The organism is Pedobacter sp. AC464 (genome assembly GCF_979253075.1).
Window position 1 is genome coordinate 150,950 of record NZ_CEEDBV010000001.1, and the last position, 15,792, is coordinate 166,741.

Genomic DNA, 15,792 nt, shown 5'->3' on the forward strand with positions numbered 1-15,792 from the left:
CGCTCGCTTTGTTTTTAAACCCTCAATTGCTAAGCTGCAGTTGTTTGGATTAATCGTTATCGCCCAAACATTGCAACGTTAAGACTTAAGCGTTCGCTTATATTTTCGTTGAGATGACTTTCAGCTATTTTCCAGTTCCAGTTCCCTTCATTGGTGCCGGGCGTATTCATGCGGGCCCGCTCATCCAATCCCAGAATATCTTGCAATGGTAATACGGCCAGCCAGGCAATTGATGAATAACACAAGCGGATTACTACCTCATTTATATTTTCTTTAGTAACACTTAAACCCACATATTTTGATAATCGATTGTGCAGGGCTGCGTCCGTCTCGTTTTTAAACCAGCCCTTTAAAGTATTGTTATCATGCGTGCCCGAATAAACAATGCAATTTGTCGACGTAAAGTTATGTGTTGCATGGCTCGATTCTGGCAAATGTTCATCAAAGGCAAATTGAAGCACTTTCATTCCCGGCAAGCTAAATTTTCGGATTAAATCTTCAACTTCTTCAGATATTTCGCCTAAATCTTCGGCAATAAAAGGCAAACTGCCCAGTTCGTCTTTCGCAATCTGTAGAAAATTAACGCCCGGGCCTTTAATCCACTGTCCATTTATCGCATCTTCGCTACCTGCCGGAACCTGCCAGTAAGATTCAAACGCTCTGAAATGGTCTAAACGCAGCAAATCATATAGTTCCATATTTTTCTTTAAGCGATTCATCCACCAGCTGAAATTGTCTTTTTTCATCAATTCCCAATTAAAGATTGGCATGCCCCACAGTTGCCCTTTGGCATTGAAATAATCTGGCGGTACACCTGCAACTTGTTCTTTATTCAATTGCTCATCTAAAAGAAAGTTTTCGGGAGATGACCAAACTTCAACAGAGTCATAATCCAGGTAGAAGGGCAAATCGCCAATAATTTGAATATTTTTTTCATTGGCATACGCCTTAATTTTGTTCCATTGTCTGAAAAAAATAAACTGCTGCCACTTAATTTCTTCAATCTCAAGTCCAAACTGCTCTTCAAATGATGACAACATTTTCGTTTCCCTGCGTTTAAACTGTTCAGGCCATTTGTACCATTCAGCTCCATTATGATGTTTTTTCAAGGCCGTATAGATTGCGAAATTATCGAGCCAACCCATCTCAGTTATACAAAACGATTTAAATTCCCTGTCAAGAACATCATTTTTTATGTTTTTGAAATTTGAGAAAGCTTTTTTCAACAACCTGTCTTTTAAAGCTTCTGCAATTGTAAAGTCGACGGAATCTGTAGCCTCCACGTGCTCTGCGTCGCAATCGCTTTCTGTTAAAAGTCCGTCATTAATTAATGCCTGCGGACTAATCATCAAAAAGTTACCAGCAAATGCAGAGTTACTGGAATATGGCGAATGTCCATTTTCTTTTTTGGTAGGGTTTAATGGTAATATCTGCCAATACCGCTGATTAGAATTATAAAGAAAGTCAACAAATTTCTTCGCACCGGGCCCGAGGTCGCCAATACCAAAAGCAGATGGCAACGATGTTATGTGCATTAAAACTCCAGCAGATCGCGAATGTTTCTTTGGCATCAACTTTATAACCGCAACGGGTAAGTCGGCAAATAATTCGCTTACCAACAGCCCACCTTGATTGATATCCCTGAAACCTTGCTCGCCGGTAATTAAATTTTCCCAGCCTTGAGGCGCAATATTAGGCAAAACGATTCTGGTGTCGTACCATTCAACTTTTTCTGCAGCAACATTTTGCTCATCAGCTAATTTTGCGATGCCTAGAGGCGCAGCTACTATTACCCAATTATCTTTTAGCTGCTTCGCGAATGCGAAAATGTTGCCCGCATACTTTCCCTTCGTAGCCAGGGGGATGTAAGTCCCGGTTTCAAATAGTGCTTTTTCAGCAGCTCTAATCCGCAATAATTTGCTGGTTAAAAACAATTTAATCTTTCCCGAAAATCTTTCGTTCCAACTGGTCTCCAGATTTTTTTCTGTTTTAATCGATTGAAGTTGTCCAACACGCAGGTTATAATCTACCGGTCGCCTGTTGTCTGGATCTACTAAGCTAAGATCCCAAAGTTCAGTACCCTGATAAACATCGGGTATGCCGGGGCAGGTAAATTTCAGCAGCGTTTGAGCCAGGCTATTAATTATGGCGAAGTCGGCGATATCGGCAACGAAGCGCTCTATAATGTTCTGGCCGTTTTTATTTTCATTTAAAAGTTTTAAGACAAAATCTTTCATGTCACCCTCATAGGCTTCATCTGGCTCGGCCCAATCCGATCTTTTTTTAGCTTCTCTCAAAGCCTTTTCAATAAAGGCCTGAAGCCTGCTTTCAATATCATCATCGCCGGTTCCGGGAAATGGGAGCGCTCCAACAAGATTTTGGAGAATAAAATAAACGTCGTTTTTATGTAACCACTTAAAAGAGGGGTGGTTAACTTGTAGTCTTTCTACCGATTCCTGAACTGTTTTTACGAAATTTATCCATCGGTCAGGAATATCAGTCAAAACGTTTAACCTGGCTCTTACGTCTTCGCCCTTTTTTGTATCATGCGTTGAACTGGCATTCATACTTAAGTGCCATTTGTCTTGCCGCTCTACCATCTCAGCATGGAATTCAGCAACCGAGAGGCCAAAAGCGTCGGGAGCATCGCCAACCTCTGCATGCCCAACAAAGCGATTGTAAGTAAACATTAAGGTATCCTCTACGCCTTTCGCCATAAGCGGGCCGGTAAATTGCATACATCGTTTATAAAAAAGCCCCAGCCTTTCATTATAACTTTTATCTGCCAGCGGCGGATTTTTTATAAATACTTCATACAAGATGTCGCCTATTGCTTTAGTCTTCTCATTTTCAATTACCGGAATAATCAGGGCTTCCACTTTACTTAATTCGGTTCCTTTTAAAGGGAAAATGTAGTCATAATAGCGGTAAACAGGCATTTCGATTAAAAATTCCGCTAGCCCGAGTTTTAATTCTTCAGCAGTAAACCGCTCAGCCTCAATTAATTTAGATGATGTAAAGAGTTCACATAAATTATTCAGTTCGCCAAGCATGTGCTTCCATAAAATGGCAGTTTTTTTCTCACGGGTCAGCGTTTCGGCGTCAAGTTTTTTGCCAATAACATCGTTGTACAGGTTATTAAATTCCTGCTCCGATTTCTTGTTGGTAAATAGGTTATTAACCATCGAGAGAAAATCATAGCCGGTTGTTCCCTGTATCTTCCAGTCTGTTGGCAGGCTTTCTCCTGCTTCGAGGATTTTCTCTATTACAATATAAACGTCATCTCCAACCGCCTCTCTTAGTCTACCCAGGTATTCTTTTGGGTCGTAAAGGCCGTCGATATGGTCTATTCTAAGTCCCTGGAAAACTCCTTTATCAACCAGTTCGAAGATGTATTTATGGTAGGTTGCAAATACTTCAGGATTTTGAATATTCAAACAAATTAAGCTGTTTACCGTAAAAAACCTTCGGTAATTTATCCTCGAATTTGTTTCCTGCCAATTGCAAAGCCGGTAATGCTGGGCATCGGCAATTTCTTTTATAAACCCAGGCTGGTTATTTTTTTCGGCCAGGTTTTCGTTTGATAATTTTATTGCTGTGTCGCGATTGACAGGCCAATTAGAATCAGCAGTAGAGAGAAAGAATTTTCCTTCAATTTCTTTCAGTTGAATCGATTTATTATTAATCGCATCCTCGAAATCTTCGCCTAAAAAGGGCACCATCACGCGGGCGTCTGCCTGCCGGAAATCAATGTCGAAGAAAGCAGCATAATCAGATTGCTCACCTTTTTCCAAAACATCCATAAGCCATTTGTTAGCATCATGGAAAGCCATATGGTTTGGAACAATGTCCTGGAGCCACTTTATTCCAGCTTGTTTAAGCCTTTCCGAAATGGCCAAAAGCTGGGTTTCGGTGCCAATTTCCGGATTTATCCGTAATGGGTTCACTACATCATAGCCGTGTGTGCTTCCGGGCATTGCTTCAAAAATAGGAGAAGCATAAACCGTATCAACGCCCAAATCTATTAAATAGGGAATGATTTTTTCGAAGTCATCGAAGTTAAAATCTTTGTGAAACTGTATGCGGTAGGTTGAAACTGGATTATTCATTTAGTTGGAAAAAATTAAAATAGATTCAGGAGCGATGCTGATTTCGCCGTTGTGTTGAACAGCATTTGCTGTAGGCTGCGGTCCACCAAACTCTGTAGTGGCAGAATTTAGCAAAATCGACGTATTGCCTGGCAAGTTTACCTGTAGATTTTGCTGATTTTTTGAAAAATTTAAAAGGCAAATAATAGTTTGGTCCTCGCTCGAGCGTGTAAGAAACAGGGTGTTTTTATCGGTAATTGCTCTGGCCTGCGTGTTTTTCCGATTCAAATCATTAAACGCTGCGTTTTCTTTTCTTAATCGAATAAGGGTTTTGTAAAAGGCGAGCATTGTTTTATGCATGCCAGCAACTGTTTTATTCCAATCCAGCTTCGAACGGTTAAAGGTAGCCTCATCTTGTGGGTCAGGCGCTTCACCTTCAATATGGAAAGCCGAAAACTCAGCTTTACGTCCCTTTCTTACTGCTTCAACGAGTTCGTTATCGCTGTGGCTGATAAAAAACTGGAAGGGATTAGTTTCCGCCCATTCTTCGCCCATAAAAATTAAAGGTAAATAGGGTGCACAAAGCACTGCACCGGCCATAACTTTCAACATCTCAAAACTTACGAGTGTCGATGTTCTTTCGCCAAGCATCCTGTTGCCAACATGGTCATGGTTTTGTGAAAACACGATAAACTGTTCGCCGGGGTTTTCAGTTTCCACCCCAAACTTTTTTTTACGATGTTCCGAATACTGGCCGTTGTACACATAGGCATCATTGTAGGCTTTTGCTAAATCTTCAATACCATTAAAATCAGCGTAGTAACCTGTTTTCTCTTGTCCGGCGGCCACCCGCAGGGTATGGTGAAACTCATCTATCCATTGGGCGTCCATGCCATAGCCGCCCTGTTGCTGCGAGTTGATGTAGCGGTTATCATTTAAATCGAGCTCGATCATTAAGTGGTAAGGCCGGTTGTTTTCTGTAGCAAGTTTATCAACGTGTTGCTTTATCTCTGCCAGGATATGTTTCGGACTGAAGTCTTTTATCGCATGAACGGCATCGAGTCTGAGTGCATCGATATGAAAATCACGAAACCACATCAGCGCATTCTCAATAAAAAATGTTCTTACGCCATCGCAATAGGCATCATCAAAGTTTATTGCATTGCCCCAGGGTGTATTGTACTTATCGGTGAAATAGGCTCCAAAATCATTAAAGTAATTTCCTTCGGGGCCAACATGGTTGTAAACAACATCCAAAATAACAGCAAGGCCTTTGTTGTGGCAAGCGTTTACCAGTTTCTGTAACTGTTCCGGGCCGCCATATGTATTTTGTACAGCGAAAGGAAAAACCCCATCGTAACCCCAGTTTCTGTTGCCTGAAAACTGGCTTACAGGCATGATTTCAATGGCAGTTATTCCTAATTCTACAAGGTAATCAAGTTTGTTAATAACCGCTTCAAAATCACCCTCCGGCGTAAAAGTGCCGGTGTGAATCTCATAAATTATATAGTCTTTTACCTCTATTGGCTTCCAATTCTGGTCTGTCCATTCAAAACGGCCCAAATCGAAGGCTGTTGAGTCTCCGAAAACGCCATCATGTTGATATATCGAGGCGGGGTCAGCACGCTTTAGTTTAGCATTATCCGCATCAGTGTTGGTCTCAAGTTCAAAACTGTACGCATCGAAAGGCTGGATTTGCTCTGTCTTTAAATACCAATAACCATATTCTTTCGCTAGCATATTCAGGTGATGTTCGGTTTTTTGAATGCAAATATTAACCTTATTCGCATTAGGGGCCCAAAGCCAAACTTCAGCGAAGCCATCATCATTAAAGTTTAAACCAATTTTCCTTCTAAGTAAATCTATCTGCATTGATATTTCAGGTTTTAAAAAGACAACAAAATTAAATGGTCAAAGTTCGACAGTAGAAAGACATTTTTTTGTGAGGCTTTGCCTTCAGAATACTTAACAAGCTGGATAAAAGAGTAATAAAGCGGCGCTTTAATTTTCTTTACATATTAACACGCTAAATTGAATTTTCTTGTTGTAAAGTTCTATATTTGCCGCTGATTGTTCCCATAGTTCAATGGATAGAATTGTGGTTTCCGGTACCACCGATGGGGGTTCGAATCCCTCTGGGAACACTTTTTTAAATGCCCGGAATAGACTTGAACCGGTTTTTTCATAAACCAGCTAAGACAGTCGTAGAAATTCTTCTAATTTTTCGTACTTACACAAACGGCACTACCGCAGGCAAGGCTTTGTAGCCTGCCTAACCGTTTAAAATTTACGCTCAATCAAAATAAAAAAATTAATTAATTGAAACTAAAGCAACCTGTTATTTGCTTCATTAAAAACAGTTTCAAAAGTTGGGAAAATTGGCTTTTTAAAAAATAAAAACGCACCTTTGCGAACCGTTTACAGAGGTTTAGGCATGTAATAAAAATTGGTTGTTTATGGAAGAATTGGTTGTAGAAGAGATTCAGGAACTACTTGATAAAGAAGATGATAAGGCGTTAAAGCGTTATCTGGACGAACTGAATATCTCGGATGTAGAGCAACTAATAGACGAACTTCCGCAATGTGCCGCTAAATTCATAGAAACAATCTCCTTAAACCGGGCGGTTAATGTATTCAGGATTCTGGATTTTCCTACGCAGGAACGTATCATAAAAAAACTTTCGGGTAATAAGCTGAATCAAATTATAAAAGATTTGCCACCTGATGACCGTACAGCACTTTTTAGTGAATTGAAGGGTGATGTAGTGAAGAAAATGATTACGCTTCTTCCTCCTGAAGAACGCAAAGAATCTTTGGCACTTTTAGGTTATAAAGAAGACAGTATTGGGCGATTAATGACGCCAGATTACATCGCTGTAAAGCCTGAATGGACCATTTCTCGTGTGCTGTCGCATATAAGGCGGTATGGAAAAAACTCTGAAACGATTGATGTTGTTTACGTAATTGATAAAGATGGCACCCTGCTGGATGACATCAGGATTAGAGAGGTTTTGCTGGCAGACCCCGATGCAATTATTGGCGAGTTAACCGATAAACGTTTTATTGCGTTAAAAGCCAACGACCCGCAGGAAGATGCCATCAATATCTTTAGAATGAATAATCGGGTGGCTTTACCAGTGGTTGATGAAAACAACATTCTATTAGGTATCGTAACCGTTGATGATATTTTGTGGATTGCAAATGAGGAGTATACCGAGGATATGCATAAAATTGGTGGTACGGAAGCGCTCGATGAGCCTTACCTGGATACAACCATCTTTAATCTGGTAAAAAAACGCGTGGGTTGGCTTGCAATTTTAATGATTGGAGAAATGCTTACTGCCACGGCAATGGGGTTTTTCGAAGGTCAAATACACAAGGCAACCGTGTTGGCGCTTTTTATTCCGCTCATAATTTCTTGCGGAGGTAATAGCGGCTCGCAGGCTTCTACCTTAATAATCCAGGCGATGGCTTTAGGAGAAGTTACGATTAAAGATTGGTGGCTTGTTATGCGTAGAGAAATAATATCCGGCTTTTTACTGGGGGTGTGTCTGGGTTTAATCGGTTTCTTGCGCATTCTGGTGTGGCATGTTGCCGCCCCAAACGTTTACGGCGAACATTGGATTTTGATAGCCGCTACAATAAGCGTATCGTTGGTTTTTGTCGTATTATGGGGCTCTTTAAGTGGTTCAATGCTGCCTGTTTTGCTTAAAAAACTTGGTGCCGACCCTGCAACTTCTTCTGCTCCGTTTGTTGCAACCCTGGTTGATGTTACCGGATTGATTATTTACTTCAGTTTTGCTGTATTGTTTTTAAAAGGCGTTTTACTTTAAGGTTTTATTTTATGCAAAAGATTACCACATTATTTACCGATATCGGCGGTGTTTTACTTACTAATGGTTGGGACAGAAAGGCGAGGGGCGAGGCAGCGGTTTTATTTAACCTCGATTCTGTAGATTTAGAAGAACGCCATCACCTTACGTTTGATACTTATGAAGTTGGAAAATTAACACTCGATGAATATCTTGAAAGAATTGTTTTTTTCGAGGAACGTTCGTTCTCTTACGATGATTTTAAAGAATTTATGTTTAAAAAATCATTGCCTTACAACGATATGATTGCACTAATTTGCGATCTTAAGCAGAAGTATCACCTGAAAGTTGCAGTAATTAGTAACGAAGGGCGGGAGCTAAATCAATACAGGATTAACACTTTTAAGCTTAACGAGTTTGTCGATTTCTTCGTTTCATCAAGTTTTGTTCATTTTCGGAAACCGGATGCTGACATTTTCAAAGTAGCAATTGATATTTCGCAAAGCGATGTAGCTACAAGTTTATATATTGATGACAGGATGCTGTTTGTACAGGTTGCAGAAGGTTTGGGTTTAAAAGGTATTCATCATAGCACTTACGAAGATACCAAAGCTCAATTGGCGGCCTACGGTCTCGAAGTTTAATGTTTTAAAATCTGTTGGGCTAAAAGCCTCAAAAAATTTACACATAAAAAAAGCCACTTCATTCGAGTGGCTTTTCTTTTTCGATTGCTTTACAGGTTATACATTAAACCTAAAGTGCATAATATCTCCGTCTTCCACAACGTAAGTTTTTCCTTCGACACCAAGTTTCCCAGCATCTTTACATGCGTTTTCCGAACCAAGCGTTACAAAGTCATTGTATTTAATAACTTCCGCACGGATAAATCCTTTTTCAAAATCTGTGTGAATTACGCCAGCCGCTTGTGGAGCGGTAAAACCTTTGGTAATTGTCCAAGCCCTAACTTCTTGTACCCCGGCAGTAAAGTATGTGTACAGGTTTAACAATTTGTACGCAGCACGAATCAATTTATTTACGCCAGATTCTGTCAGTCCTAAATCAGCCAAAAATTCCTGACGTTCTTCATAACTTTCCAATTCCGCAATTTCTGATTCGATTTTTGCAGATATTACCAGCACTTCCGCATTCTCGTCTGCAACGTTAGCTTTAACTAAATCAACGTATTTATTTCCTGTTATAACAGAGGCTTCATCAACGTTACAAACATACATTACCGGCTTTTGAGTAAGCAAGCCTAAATCTTCAATAAAATCGAAATCATCCTGACTTAAAGCGGCAGTACGTATAGATTTGCCACTTTCTAAATGCGATTTCACAAGTGTTAAAATTTCATAGGTACGCTTTGCATCTTTATCGCCACCTGTTTTGGCCATTTTTTCAACCTTTTGAATCCGCTTATCTACCGTATCCAAGTCTTTTAGTTGCAGCTCAGTATCAATAATTTCCCTGTCCCGAATCGGGTCAACAGAACCGTCTACATGGATTACATTTCCATCATCAAAGCACCGTAAAACATGAATAATGGCATTGGTAGCCCGGATATTTCCTAAAAACTGGTTACCTAAACCTTCACCTTTTGAGGCGCCTTTTACCAGACCTGCAATATCAACAATTTCGATAGTATTCGGCTGAACTTTATTTGGCTTAACCAATTCGGCAAGTTTAGTTAACCTATCATCAGGTACCGTAATTACGCCAACGTTAGGCTCAATAGTACAGAAAGGAAAATTCGCCGCCTGCGCCTTTGCATTTGATAAACAGTTAAAAAGTGTCGATTTGCCAACATTTGGTAAGCCGACAATACCACATTGTAATGCCATTTAAATTATTTGATTTTACGATTTACGATTTTAGATTTACGATTTACGATTTCACCTTTCACCTTTCACCTTTCACCTTTCACCTTTCACCTTTCACCTTTCACCTTTCACCTTTCACCTTTTTCAGGCGGCAAAGATAAGCTTTTAATATGTTTATTTAAAGGTTGGAATTTGTTGCGGATGTATATTTTATCTAAGTTTAGCCAAAATTACGGATTACAGACATGGAAGATTTTGAACAAACGCCTCAGGAGGTTAAATTGATAGTTACCGAAGAGATGAGAAGTTACCTCTACGAGATAGCCAAATGGGCGAGATTTTTGTCGATAGTTGGGTTTATTTTATCTGCTTTTTTAATAATTGGTTCCTTTGGAATAGGTGCTGCCTTAACAGCTAACCCAGCAATGGTTGCGCAATTGGGTCCATTGGCTGGCGCCGGTGCATTCGGGGTTACCATTGTTTACCTCATCCTGGCATTGATGTACTTTTACCCTAGTTTATTGCTCTTTAGATTTTCAAATAAGGGTAAACAAGGCGTTTTATATGGCGACCAGGAAAGCTTGAACGACGCGATGATGAACATGAAATCCCTGTTTAAATTCTGGGGGATATTTACAATTGTTATCATGATCTGTTACTTTCTTTTCATTCTTCTTTTCGCTGCAAGTATGGCCAGGGGTTAACTATTTATAGTATCTCTGAATCCCTTCTGGTTGTTTCCAGCCAAAGTTCGGCTCATAGTGGTTCCATAAAAGGTTGCTTAGTTTTCGAATCATTGTCCACCCTTCGTTGCTATAATTCCATGAAATATCTTGCTGATTTTTTGTGGTAATACAGAAAACGTAATCGCCGTGAGGGGCATTAACTAAACAAACTTCAGAGCGTGCAGCATCTACGGCTCCGGATTTTGAGGCAACCTGAACGGTTGGCGGAATCTGCGATAGCGCCTCACTGTCCCAGTAAATTCTAATCAGATTTCTGTAAATCCGTTCTGACGCGGCAGGGTTTATCATTTTTCCATCTCTGATTAATGCTAGAAGTGTAGCCATTTCTTTCGGTGTTGTTTGGCCCCAGCCATATTTCTTCTGGTTATCTTTTCGCCCAGGGGTGCGCGAATTAACCCGGGTATCTTTTAAACCGTTGTTTGCCATTACTTCGTTTATTGCCGTACCCGTTCCTGCAAGCAGCTGCGCCCATAAGCTCGCAGTATTGTCACTGGTAGTAATCATAAGCATCAACACCTTACTCAACGAAATTTTTTCGCTATCCTTAAAAGAGCCCAGAATATCTTCTCCCGCATAGAGAAGGCTGTCACAATACATCAATTGTGCATGATAATCCAATTCGCCTTTTTCAATTTTGTTAAAAACACCGCAGGTTATTGGTACTTTAATCATGCTAGCCGTAGGGAAAATTGTATCGGCATTTATTGATGCTGTTTTACCGGTTTTTAAATTTTTAACATAAATGCCAACATCCCCTTTAAAACCTTTAACCAACTCATTTAGCTTTAACTGAAGCTTTTGATCTGATTTTTCCTGTGCATAGGATGCAATGCAATTTGATATTATAAGAAAGAAAAGAGTCAACTTTTTCATTTTGGGGAATTTAGGCATAAAAAAAAGTCCCGATGGGAATCGGGACTCATTATTGAAATTATATTTACTTAAAAAGAAAAATCATCGCTTGCTTTGGTACTGTGTTCGCCGTTTTCAGAGTATTCGTAGCGTTTTTCAACAACATCCTGATGAGTTTTAATGTATTCAACGGTTTCTGTTAAGCCTTCCGCAAATTTTTCGAAATCCTCTTTGTATAAAAAGATTTTGTGTTTTACAAATACGCCGTCTTCTAATCTTTTCTTGCTCTCGGTAACTGTTAAGTAATAATCACCCGAACGAGTAGCCTTCACATCGAAAAAATAAGTTCTCTTACCTGCTCTTACTTTCTTTGAAAAAACTTCTTCTCTCTCTTTATTGTCGAATTCTCCCATGGTTGGTATTGATGTTGGTTTTTGGTTTCGGTAAATATAAAGCAAATATTTAAAGTTCAAAATAGAATTAACACAATTTAAATACTTCTGCTTTCTTCCTCCAAAAGCTGGTTATTATAAAGCTCTGTATATGCGCCATTCAAAGTAAGTAATTCATTATGTGTACCTTGTTCTATTATTTCACCTACATCAAGTACCAGAATTTTATCAGCATTTTTAATTGTCGAAATGCGGTGTGCAATAAGAATACTGGTTTTTCCCCTCATAATCTTTCCCAGGTTTTGTAGAATTTCTTCTTCTGTTTTGGTATCCACGGCCGACAGACAATCGTCAAAAATTAGAATTCTGGGCGATTTAATTAGTGCTCTGGCAATAGATACACGCTGTTTTTGTCCGCCTGAGAGGGTAATTCCCCGCTCGCCAAGCATGGTTTGAAACTTTTCATCAAAATCGATAATGTTGTTATAAACAGATGCATTTTTTGCAGCATCGTAAACCTCTTCATCGGTAACGGTGTCCAATCCAAAAGCGATGTTATTCTTAATGGTATCAGAAAAAAGAAAAACTTCCTGAGGTACAAAACCAATCTGATTTCGATAATTTTTAAGGTTTAGCGATTTAATATTTTCGCCGTCGACATTAATTGAGCCATTTTCAACGTCATACATCCGCATAATTAAGTTGGCCAAAGTTGATTTACCCGAACCGGTTTTGCCAATAACCGCTACAAATTCGCCACTATTGATTTCGAAATTAACATTTTTGAGTGCCTGTATACCTGTATCAGGATAAGTAAAGCTAACATTGTTAAAACGAATGTTTCCATTCAAAGATTTCTCAACCGAACTGGTTGATTCGATATCTGAAGGAATATCCAGAAATTCGTTAATTCTTTTTTGCGATGCAGCGGCACGCTGAATTAACGAGGTAACCCATCCGAGCATCGTAACCGGAAAAGTTAACTGATTGATGTAAATAATGAATTCAGCGATGTTTCCGGCTGTGATGCTTCCGTTCATAACCTGTACACCACCTATATATATGGTAAGAATTGTACTTAAGCCAATTAAAAGAAGCATTGTTGGGTAGAAAAGTGCGGATACCTTAACCAGGCTCATCGAGTCTTTTTTGTATTCGTTGCTCTGAATTTCAAACATGTTCCGGGTATAATCCTCACGAACGTAAGATTTTATAATTCTGATGCCTGAAAACCGTTCCTGAACAAAGCTTGACAAATCTGATAACCGTTCCTGGATTTTCCCGCTTTTTTTAAAAATCAGCGTGTTGACGTAATAAATGATAATAACCAGAAAAGGAAGTGGTAACAGGCAATAAATGGCGAGCTTCGAGTTCACATCAAACATCGACCAGATAATCAGCACCGATAAAACAAATGTGTTTATGGTATACATTATTGCCGGTCCAACATACATTCTCACCCGGTTTACATCCTCGGTAGCCCGGTTCATCAAATCGCCGGTATTATTCCTTCTGTAAAAACCCAAACTTAACCTTTGATAATGCTGGTAAATATCATTTTTCATATCGAATTCTATGTGCCTCGACATGAGAATAATTGTTTGGCGCATGAAAAACAAAAACAAACCCCGCAAAATATATAATGCCACTACTAAAAAGCCAAAATAAAGCAGGCTGTTACTGAAGATATCATAGATAACCTGCTGGCGATTAAAGCCCTCAAACAGGGCATAAATCTGTATGTTTTCGGTTATCAAATCGAAGGCATAACCAATAACCTGGGCCGGTACAACACCAAAAATATTCGAGATAACAACGAAAATGCTTCCCGGTATAATCCACCATTTATATTTCAGGAAGTATTTATTTAAGCGACGCAGGTGTTTCATACTCCACAAACTTAGCCAATGAGAAACAAATTTTGTTATAGTTTAGTTAAAATCATGTAATAATGGTTTTTTATTTTAATTTTGCAGCAGGTTAGCCGAACGTTCATTATGCCAGCAAATTCTTCGTCAGATTCATCCATTTTAGAGCAATTAAGTGCTTACGGGCATAAAAAATTGGTTTTCTGTAATGATGCCGATTCAGGTTTAAAGGCGATAATTGCAATCCACGATACCACTTTAGGGCCTGCTTTAGGCGGAACCCGCATGTGGAGTTATTCAACAGAAGCTGAAGCGCTCCAAGATGCCTTGCGCTTATCAAGAGGCATGACTTATAAATCTGCAATTACAGGTTTAAACCTCGGCGGGGGTAAAGGTGTTATCATCGGCGATTCGAGAAAAGACAAAACAGAAAGCTTAATGCGTAGCTATGGCAGGTTTATAAAAAACCTGAACGGCGAATTTATAACTGCTGAGGAGATGGGTACGAATACCCGCGATATGGAATACATCCGCATGGAAACCAATCATGTAACGGGCGTTCCAGAATCACTCGGAGGCGCCGGCAATCCGGCCCCTTTTACAGCTCAAGGCGTTTATTTAGGTATTAAAGCTAGTGTTAAAGAGGTTTTTGGAACGGATATGCTTGCCGGTAGAACTATTGTTGTACAAGGAATTGGCAACGTTGGTGAGCATTTGGTTGCCTTACTAAGAAAAGAAAATGCCGAAGTTTTAATAAGCGATATTAACCAGGAGCAATTAACTTATGTTGCACGCAAGTATAAGGCAAAACCAATCGACGCCGACAAAATTTTTGGTTTGGATGCCGATGTTTATGCGCCATGCGCCATGGGGGCAACAGTAAACAACAAAACTATTGAGCGCATGAAGTTTGCAATTATTGCCGGCTCCGCAAACAATCAGTTAAAAGATGAAGTTTTAGATAGTGAGTTATTGATGAAAAAAGGAATTCTTTTTGCGCCTGATTATCTTATAAATGCTGGTGGATTAATTTCATGCTATTCTGAACTTACCGGCTTTGGAAAAAAACGCACTGTGCAACTTACCGAACACATTTACGATGCTACAAGAAACGTTATCAAGCTGAGTAAAGCTGAAAACATAGCCACAAACATTGCCGCAAATCGGATTGCAGAAAAACGAATTGCAGATATAAAAAAAATAAATTCGACATATTAAATATTTATTAACCGGTTCTAGAAACCACACTCGTTCTTACATTCATGTTAAACAGAAGGCACTTAAGAATTAAAGCTTTGCAGAATATTTTTGCATGGCACATGGCAGACAAAAAAGACATTAAAGGAGACCTTAAAACTTTAATGCAAAGTATTGATAGCGTGTACGAAATGTACATTTGGATGCTTTCGTTAATGGTAGAAGTTACCGAATTTACTGCTAACGACGCAGCGGAACGTGCAAACAAGCACATAAAAACCGCAGAAGACATGAACCCGAACATGAAATTGTTGCACAATAAGTTTAGTGTGTTGATGCAGCAAAACCCAGAATATGTATCGTCGGTTAAAAAGTATAAGGTAGATTGGGGTTTCGATCCTGAAATTCGCAAAACAGTTTACAATTCGTTAAAAGCATCAAAAGAATATGCTGATTATCTTGCAGATCCGAACGAAAGTTTGGAATCATCGAAAGATATCATCAAATATATCTTCAGAAAAATTATCCTGAAAAATCAAGGTATTATTCAGGTTTTTGAAGAGAAATTTATCAACTGGCAGGTTGATCATGAAGTGATGAAAGGCATGGTTGCAAAAACCCTGAAAAATTTTACGCATGATGATCCTTTCAAAAATAAGCTTACAGAAATTAGCGCTGATTGGATTGAAGATAGCAAATTCGTTCAGGATTTATTTGTTTATACCCTCCAAAATGATGCGAAATATCAGGAGATGATTGCCGAAAGAACAAAGAACTGGGAATCTGAACGTATTGCATTGATGGATACAATTTTAATGAAAATGGCCATTTGTGAACTTCTGAATTTCCCATCTATTCCGGTAAAAGTAACCATTAATGAGTACCTGGAGCTTTCAAAAGATTACAGTACACCGAAAAGTAATTCGTTTATAAACGGTATTTTAGACAAAATTTTAGGCGACCTGAAAAAGACAAATACAATTAAAAAAATTGGTCGCGGATTAATTGAAGAATAAA

11 protein-coding genes and 1 tRNA gene are annotated in these 15,792 nt (G+C 39.2%); 6 read left to right on the forward strand and 6 right to left on the reverse strand.

Going from position 1 to position 15,792, the window contains the following annotated elements; translation table 11 throughout:
• Positions 1 to 56: 56 nt before the first annotated feature.
• The gene (gene treY / locus AC0IWT_RS00615; protein WP_471795532.1) at positions 57 to 4,109 is read right to left on the reverse strand and encodes a malto-oligosyltrehalose synthase; all 4,053 of its coding nucleotides are present in this window, start codon (positions 4,107 to 4,109) and stop codon (positions 57 to 59) included.
• Complete coding sequence (treZ, locus tag AC0IWT_RS00620) at positions 4,110 to 5,960, reverse strand: malto-oligosyltrehalose trehalohydrolase (RefSeq protein ID WP_471795533.1); 1,851 nt, start codon at positions 5,958 to 5,960, stop codon at positions 4,110 to 4,112.
• A 200-nt stretch (positions 5,961 to 6,160) separates the two neighbouring features.
• Here treZ and AC0IWT_RS00625 point away from each other — a divergent pair.
• From AC0IWT_RS00625 to AC0IWT_RS00635, 3 genes are all read left to right on the forward strand, one after another.
• Positions 6,161 to 6,232, forward strand: a tRNA-Arg gene (locus tag AC0IWT_RS00625).
• 312 nt (positions 6,233 to 6,544) lie between these two features.
• Positions 6,545 to 7,921, forward strand: coding sequence for a magnesium transporter (mgtE, locus tag AC0IWT_RS00630; protein ID WP_471795534.1), 1,377 nt, complete (start codon positions 6,545 to 6,547; stop codon positions 7,919 to 7,921).
• A gap of 11 nt (positions 7,922 to 7,932) precedes the next feature.
• Positions 7,933 to 8,544 carry an HAD hydrolase-like protein gene (locus AC0IWT_RS00635; protein WP_471795535.1) on the forward strand — a complete coding sequence of 204 codons (612 nt, stop codon included), beginning with the start codon at positions 7,933 to 7,935 and terminating at the stop codon, positions 8,542 to 8,544.
• A 96-nt stretch (positions 8,545 to 8,640) separates the two neighbouring features.
• Here AC0IWT_RS00635 and ychF read toward each other — a convergent pair whose 3' ends face one another.
• The gene (gene ychF / locus AC0IWT_RS00640) at positions 8,641 to 9,741 is read right to left on the reverse strand and encodes a redox-regulated ATPase YchF (RefSeq protein ID WP_471795536.1); all 1,101 of its coding nucleotides are present in this window, start codon (positions 9,739 to 9,741) and stop codon (positions 8,641 to 8,643) included.
• A 224-nt stretch (positions 9,742 to 9,965) separates the two neighbouring features.
• Here ychF and AC0IWT_RS00645 point away from each other — a divergent pair, with 224 nt between their 5' ends.
• A complete protein-coding gene (locus tag AC0IWT_RS00645) occupies positions 9,966 to 10,424 on the forward strand; it encodes a DUF5362 family protein (protein ID WP_056870916.1) in 459 nt (152 codons plus the stop codon).
• Here AC0IWT_RS00645 and AC0IWT_RS00650 read toward each other — a convergent pair whose 3' ends face one another.
• The 3 genes from AC0IWT_RS00650 to AC0IWT_RS00660 form a co-directional block, all read right to left on the reverse strand.
• Positions 10,425 to 11,339, reverse strand: a complete 915-nt coding sequence (locus AC0IWT_RS00650; protein WP_471795537.1) for a serine hydrolase — start codon at positions 11,337 to 11,339, stop codon at positions 10,425 to 10,427.
• A 68-nt stretch (positions 11,340 to 11,407) separates the two neighbouring features.
• On the reverse strand, positions 11,408 to 11,731 hold the full coding sequence (locus AC0IWT_RS00655) for a DUF3276 family protein (RefSeq protein WP_056870983.1): 324 nt from the start codon (positions 11,729 to 11,731) through the stop codon (positions 11,408 to 11,410).
• A gap of 77 nt (positions 11,732 to 11,808) precedes the next feature.
• Complete coding sequence (locus AC0IWT_RS00660) at positions 11,809 to 13,599, reverse strand: ABC transporter ATP-binding protein (protein ID WP_471795538.1); 1,791 nt, start codon at positions 13,597 to 13,599, stop codon at positions 11,809 to 11,811.
• A gap of 108 nt (positions 13,600 to 13,707) precedes the next feature.
• Here AC0IWT_RS00660 and AC0IWT_RS00665 point away from each other — a divergent pair, with 108 nt between their 5' ends.
• Positions 13,708 to 14,796, forward strand: a complete 1,089-nt coding sequence (locus AC0IWT_RS00665) for a Glu/Leu/Phe/Val family dehydrogenase (protein ID WP_471795539.1) — start codon at positions 13,708 to 13,710, stop codon at positions 14,794 to 14,796.
• 44 nt (positions 14,797 to 14,840) lie between these two features.
• Positions 14,841 to 15,791, forward strand: coding sequence for a transcription antitermination factor NusB (gene nusB, locus AC0IWT_RS00670; RefSeq protein WP_056870913.1), 951 nt, complete (start codon positions 14,841 to 14,843; stop codon positions 15,789 to 15,791).
• The last annotated feature ends 1 nt before the right edge of the window (position 15,792 follow it).

Excerpts from the sequence above, each read along its gene's own strand:
- ychF (WP_471795536.1), bottom strand. The coding sequence starts at position 9,741 with ATGGCATTACAATGTGGTATTGTCGGCTTACCAAATGTTGGCAAATCG.
- AC0IWT_RS00655 (WP_056870983.1), bottom strand. The coding sequence starts at position 11,731 with ATGGGAGAATTCGACAATAAAGAGAGAGAAGAAGTTTTTTCAAAGAAA.
- nusB (WP_056870913.1), top strand. The coding sequence starts at position 14,841 with ATGTTAAACAGAAGGCACTTAAGAATTAAAGCTTTGCAGAATATTTTT.
- AC0IWT_RS00635 (WP_471795535.1), top strand. The coding sequence starts at position 7,933 with ATGCAAAAGATTACCACATTATTTACCGATATCGGCGGTGTTTTACTT.
- AC0IWT_RS00660 (WP_471795538.1), bottom strand. The coding sequence starts at position 13,599 with ATGAAACACCTGCGTCGCTTAAATAAATACTTCCTGAAATATAAATGG.
- treZ (WP_471795533.1), bottom strand. The coding sequence starts at position 5,960 with ATGCAGATAGATTTACTTAGAAGGAAAATTGGTTTAAACTTTAATGAT.
- AC0IWT_RS00650 (WP_471795537.1), bottom strand. The coding sequence starts at position 11,339 with ATGAAAAAGTTGACTCTTTTCTTTCTTATAATATCAAATTGCATTGCA.
- AC0IWT_RS00645 (WP_056870916.1), top strand. The coding sequence starts at position 9,966 with ATGGAAGATTTTGAACAAACGCCTCAGGAGGTTAAATTGATAGTTACC.
- mgtE (WP_471795534.1), top strand. The coding sequence starts at position 6,545 with ATGGAAGAATTGGTTGTAGAAGAGATTCAGGAACTACTTGATAAAGAA.
- AC0IWT_RS00665 (WP_471795539.1), top strand. The coding sequence starts at position 13,708 with ATGCCAGCAAATTCTTCGTCAGATTCATCCATTTTAGAGCAATTAAGT.
- treY (WP_471795532.1), bottom strand. The coding sequence starts at position 4,109 with ATGAATAATCCAGTTTCAACCTACCGCATACAGTTTCACAAAGATTTT.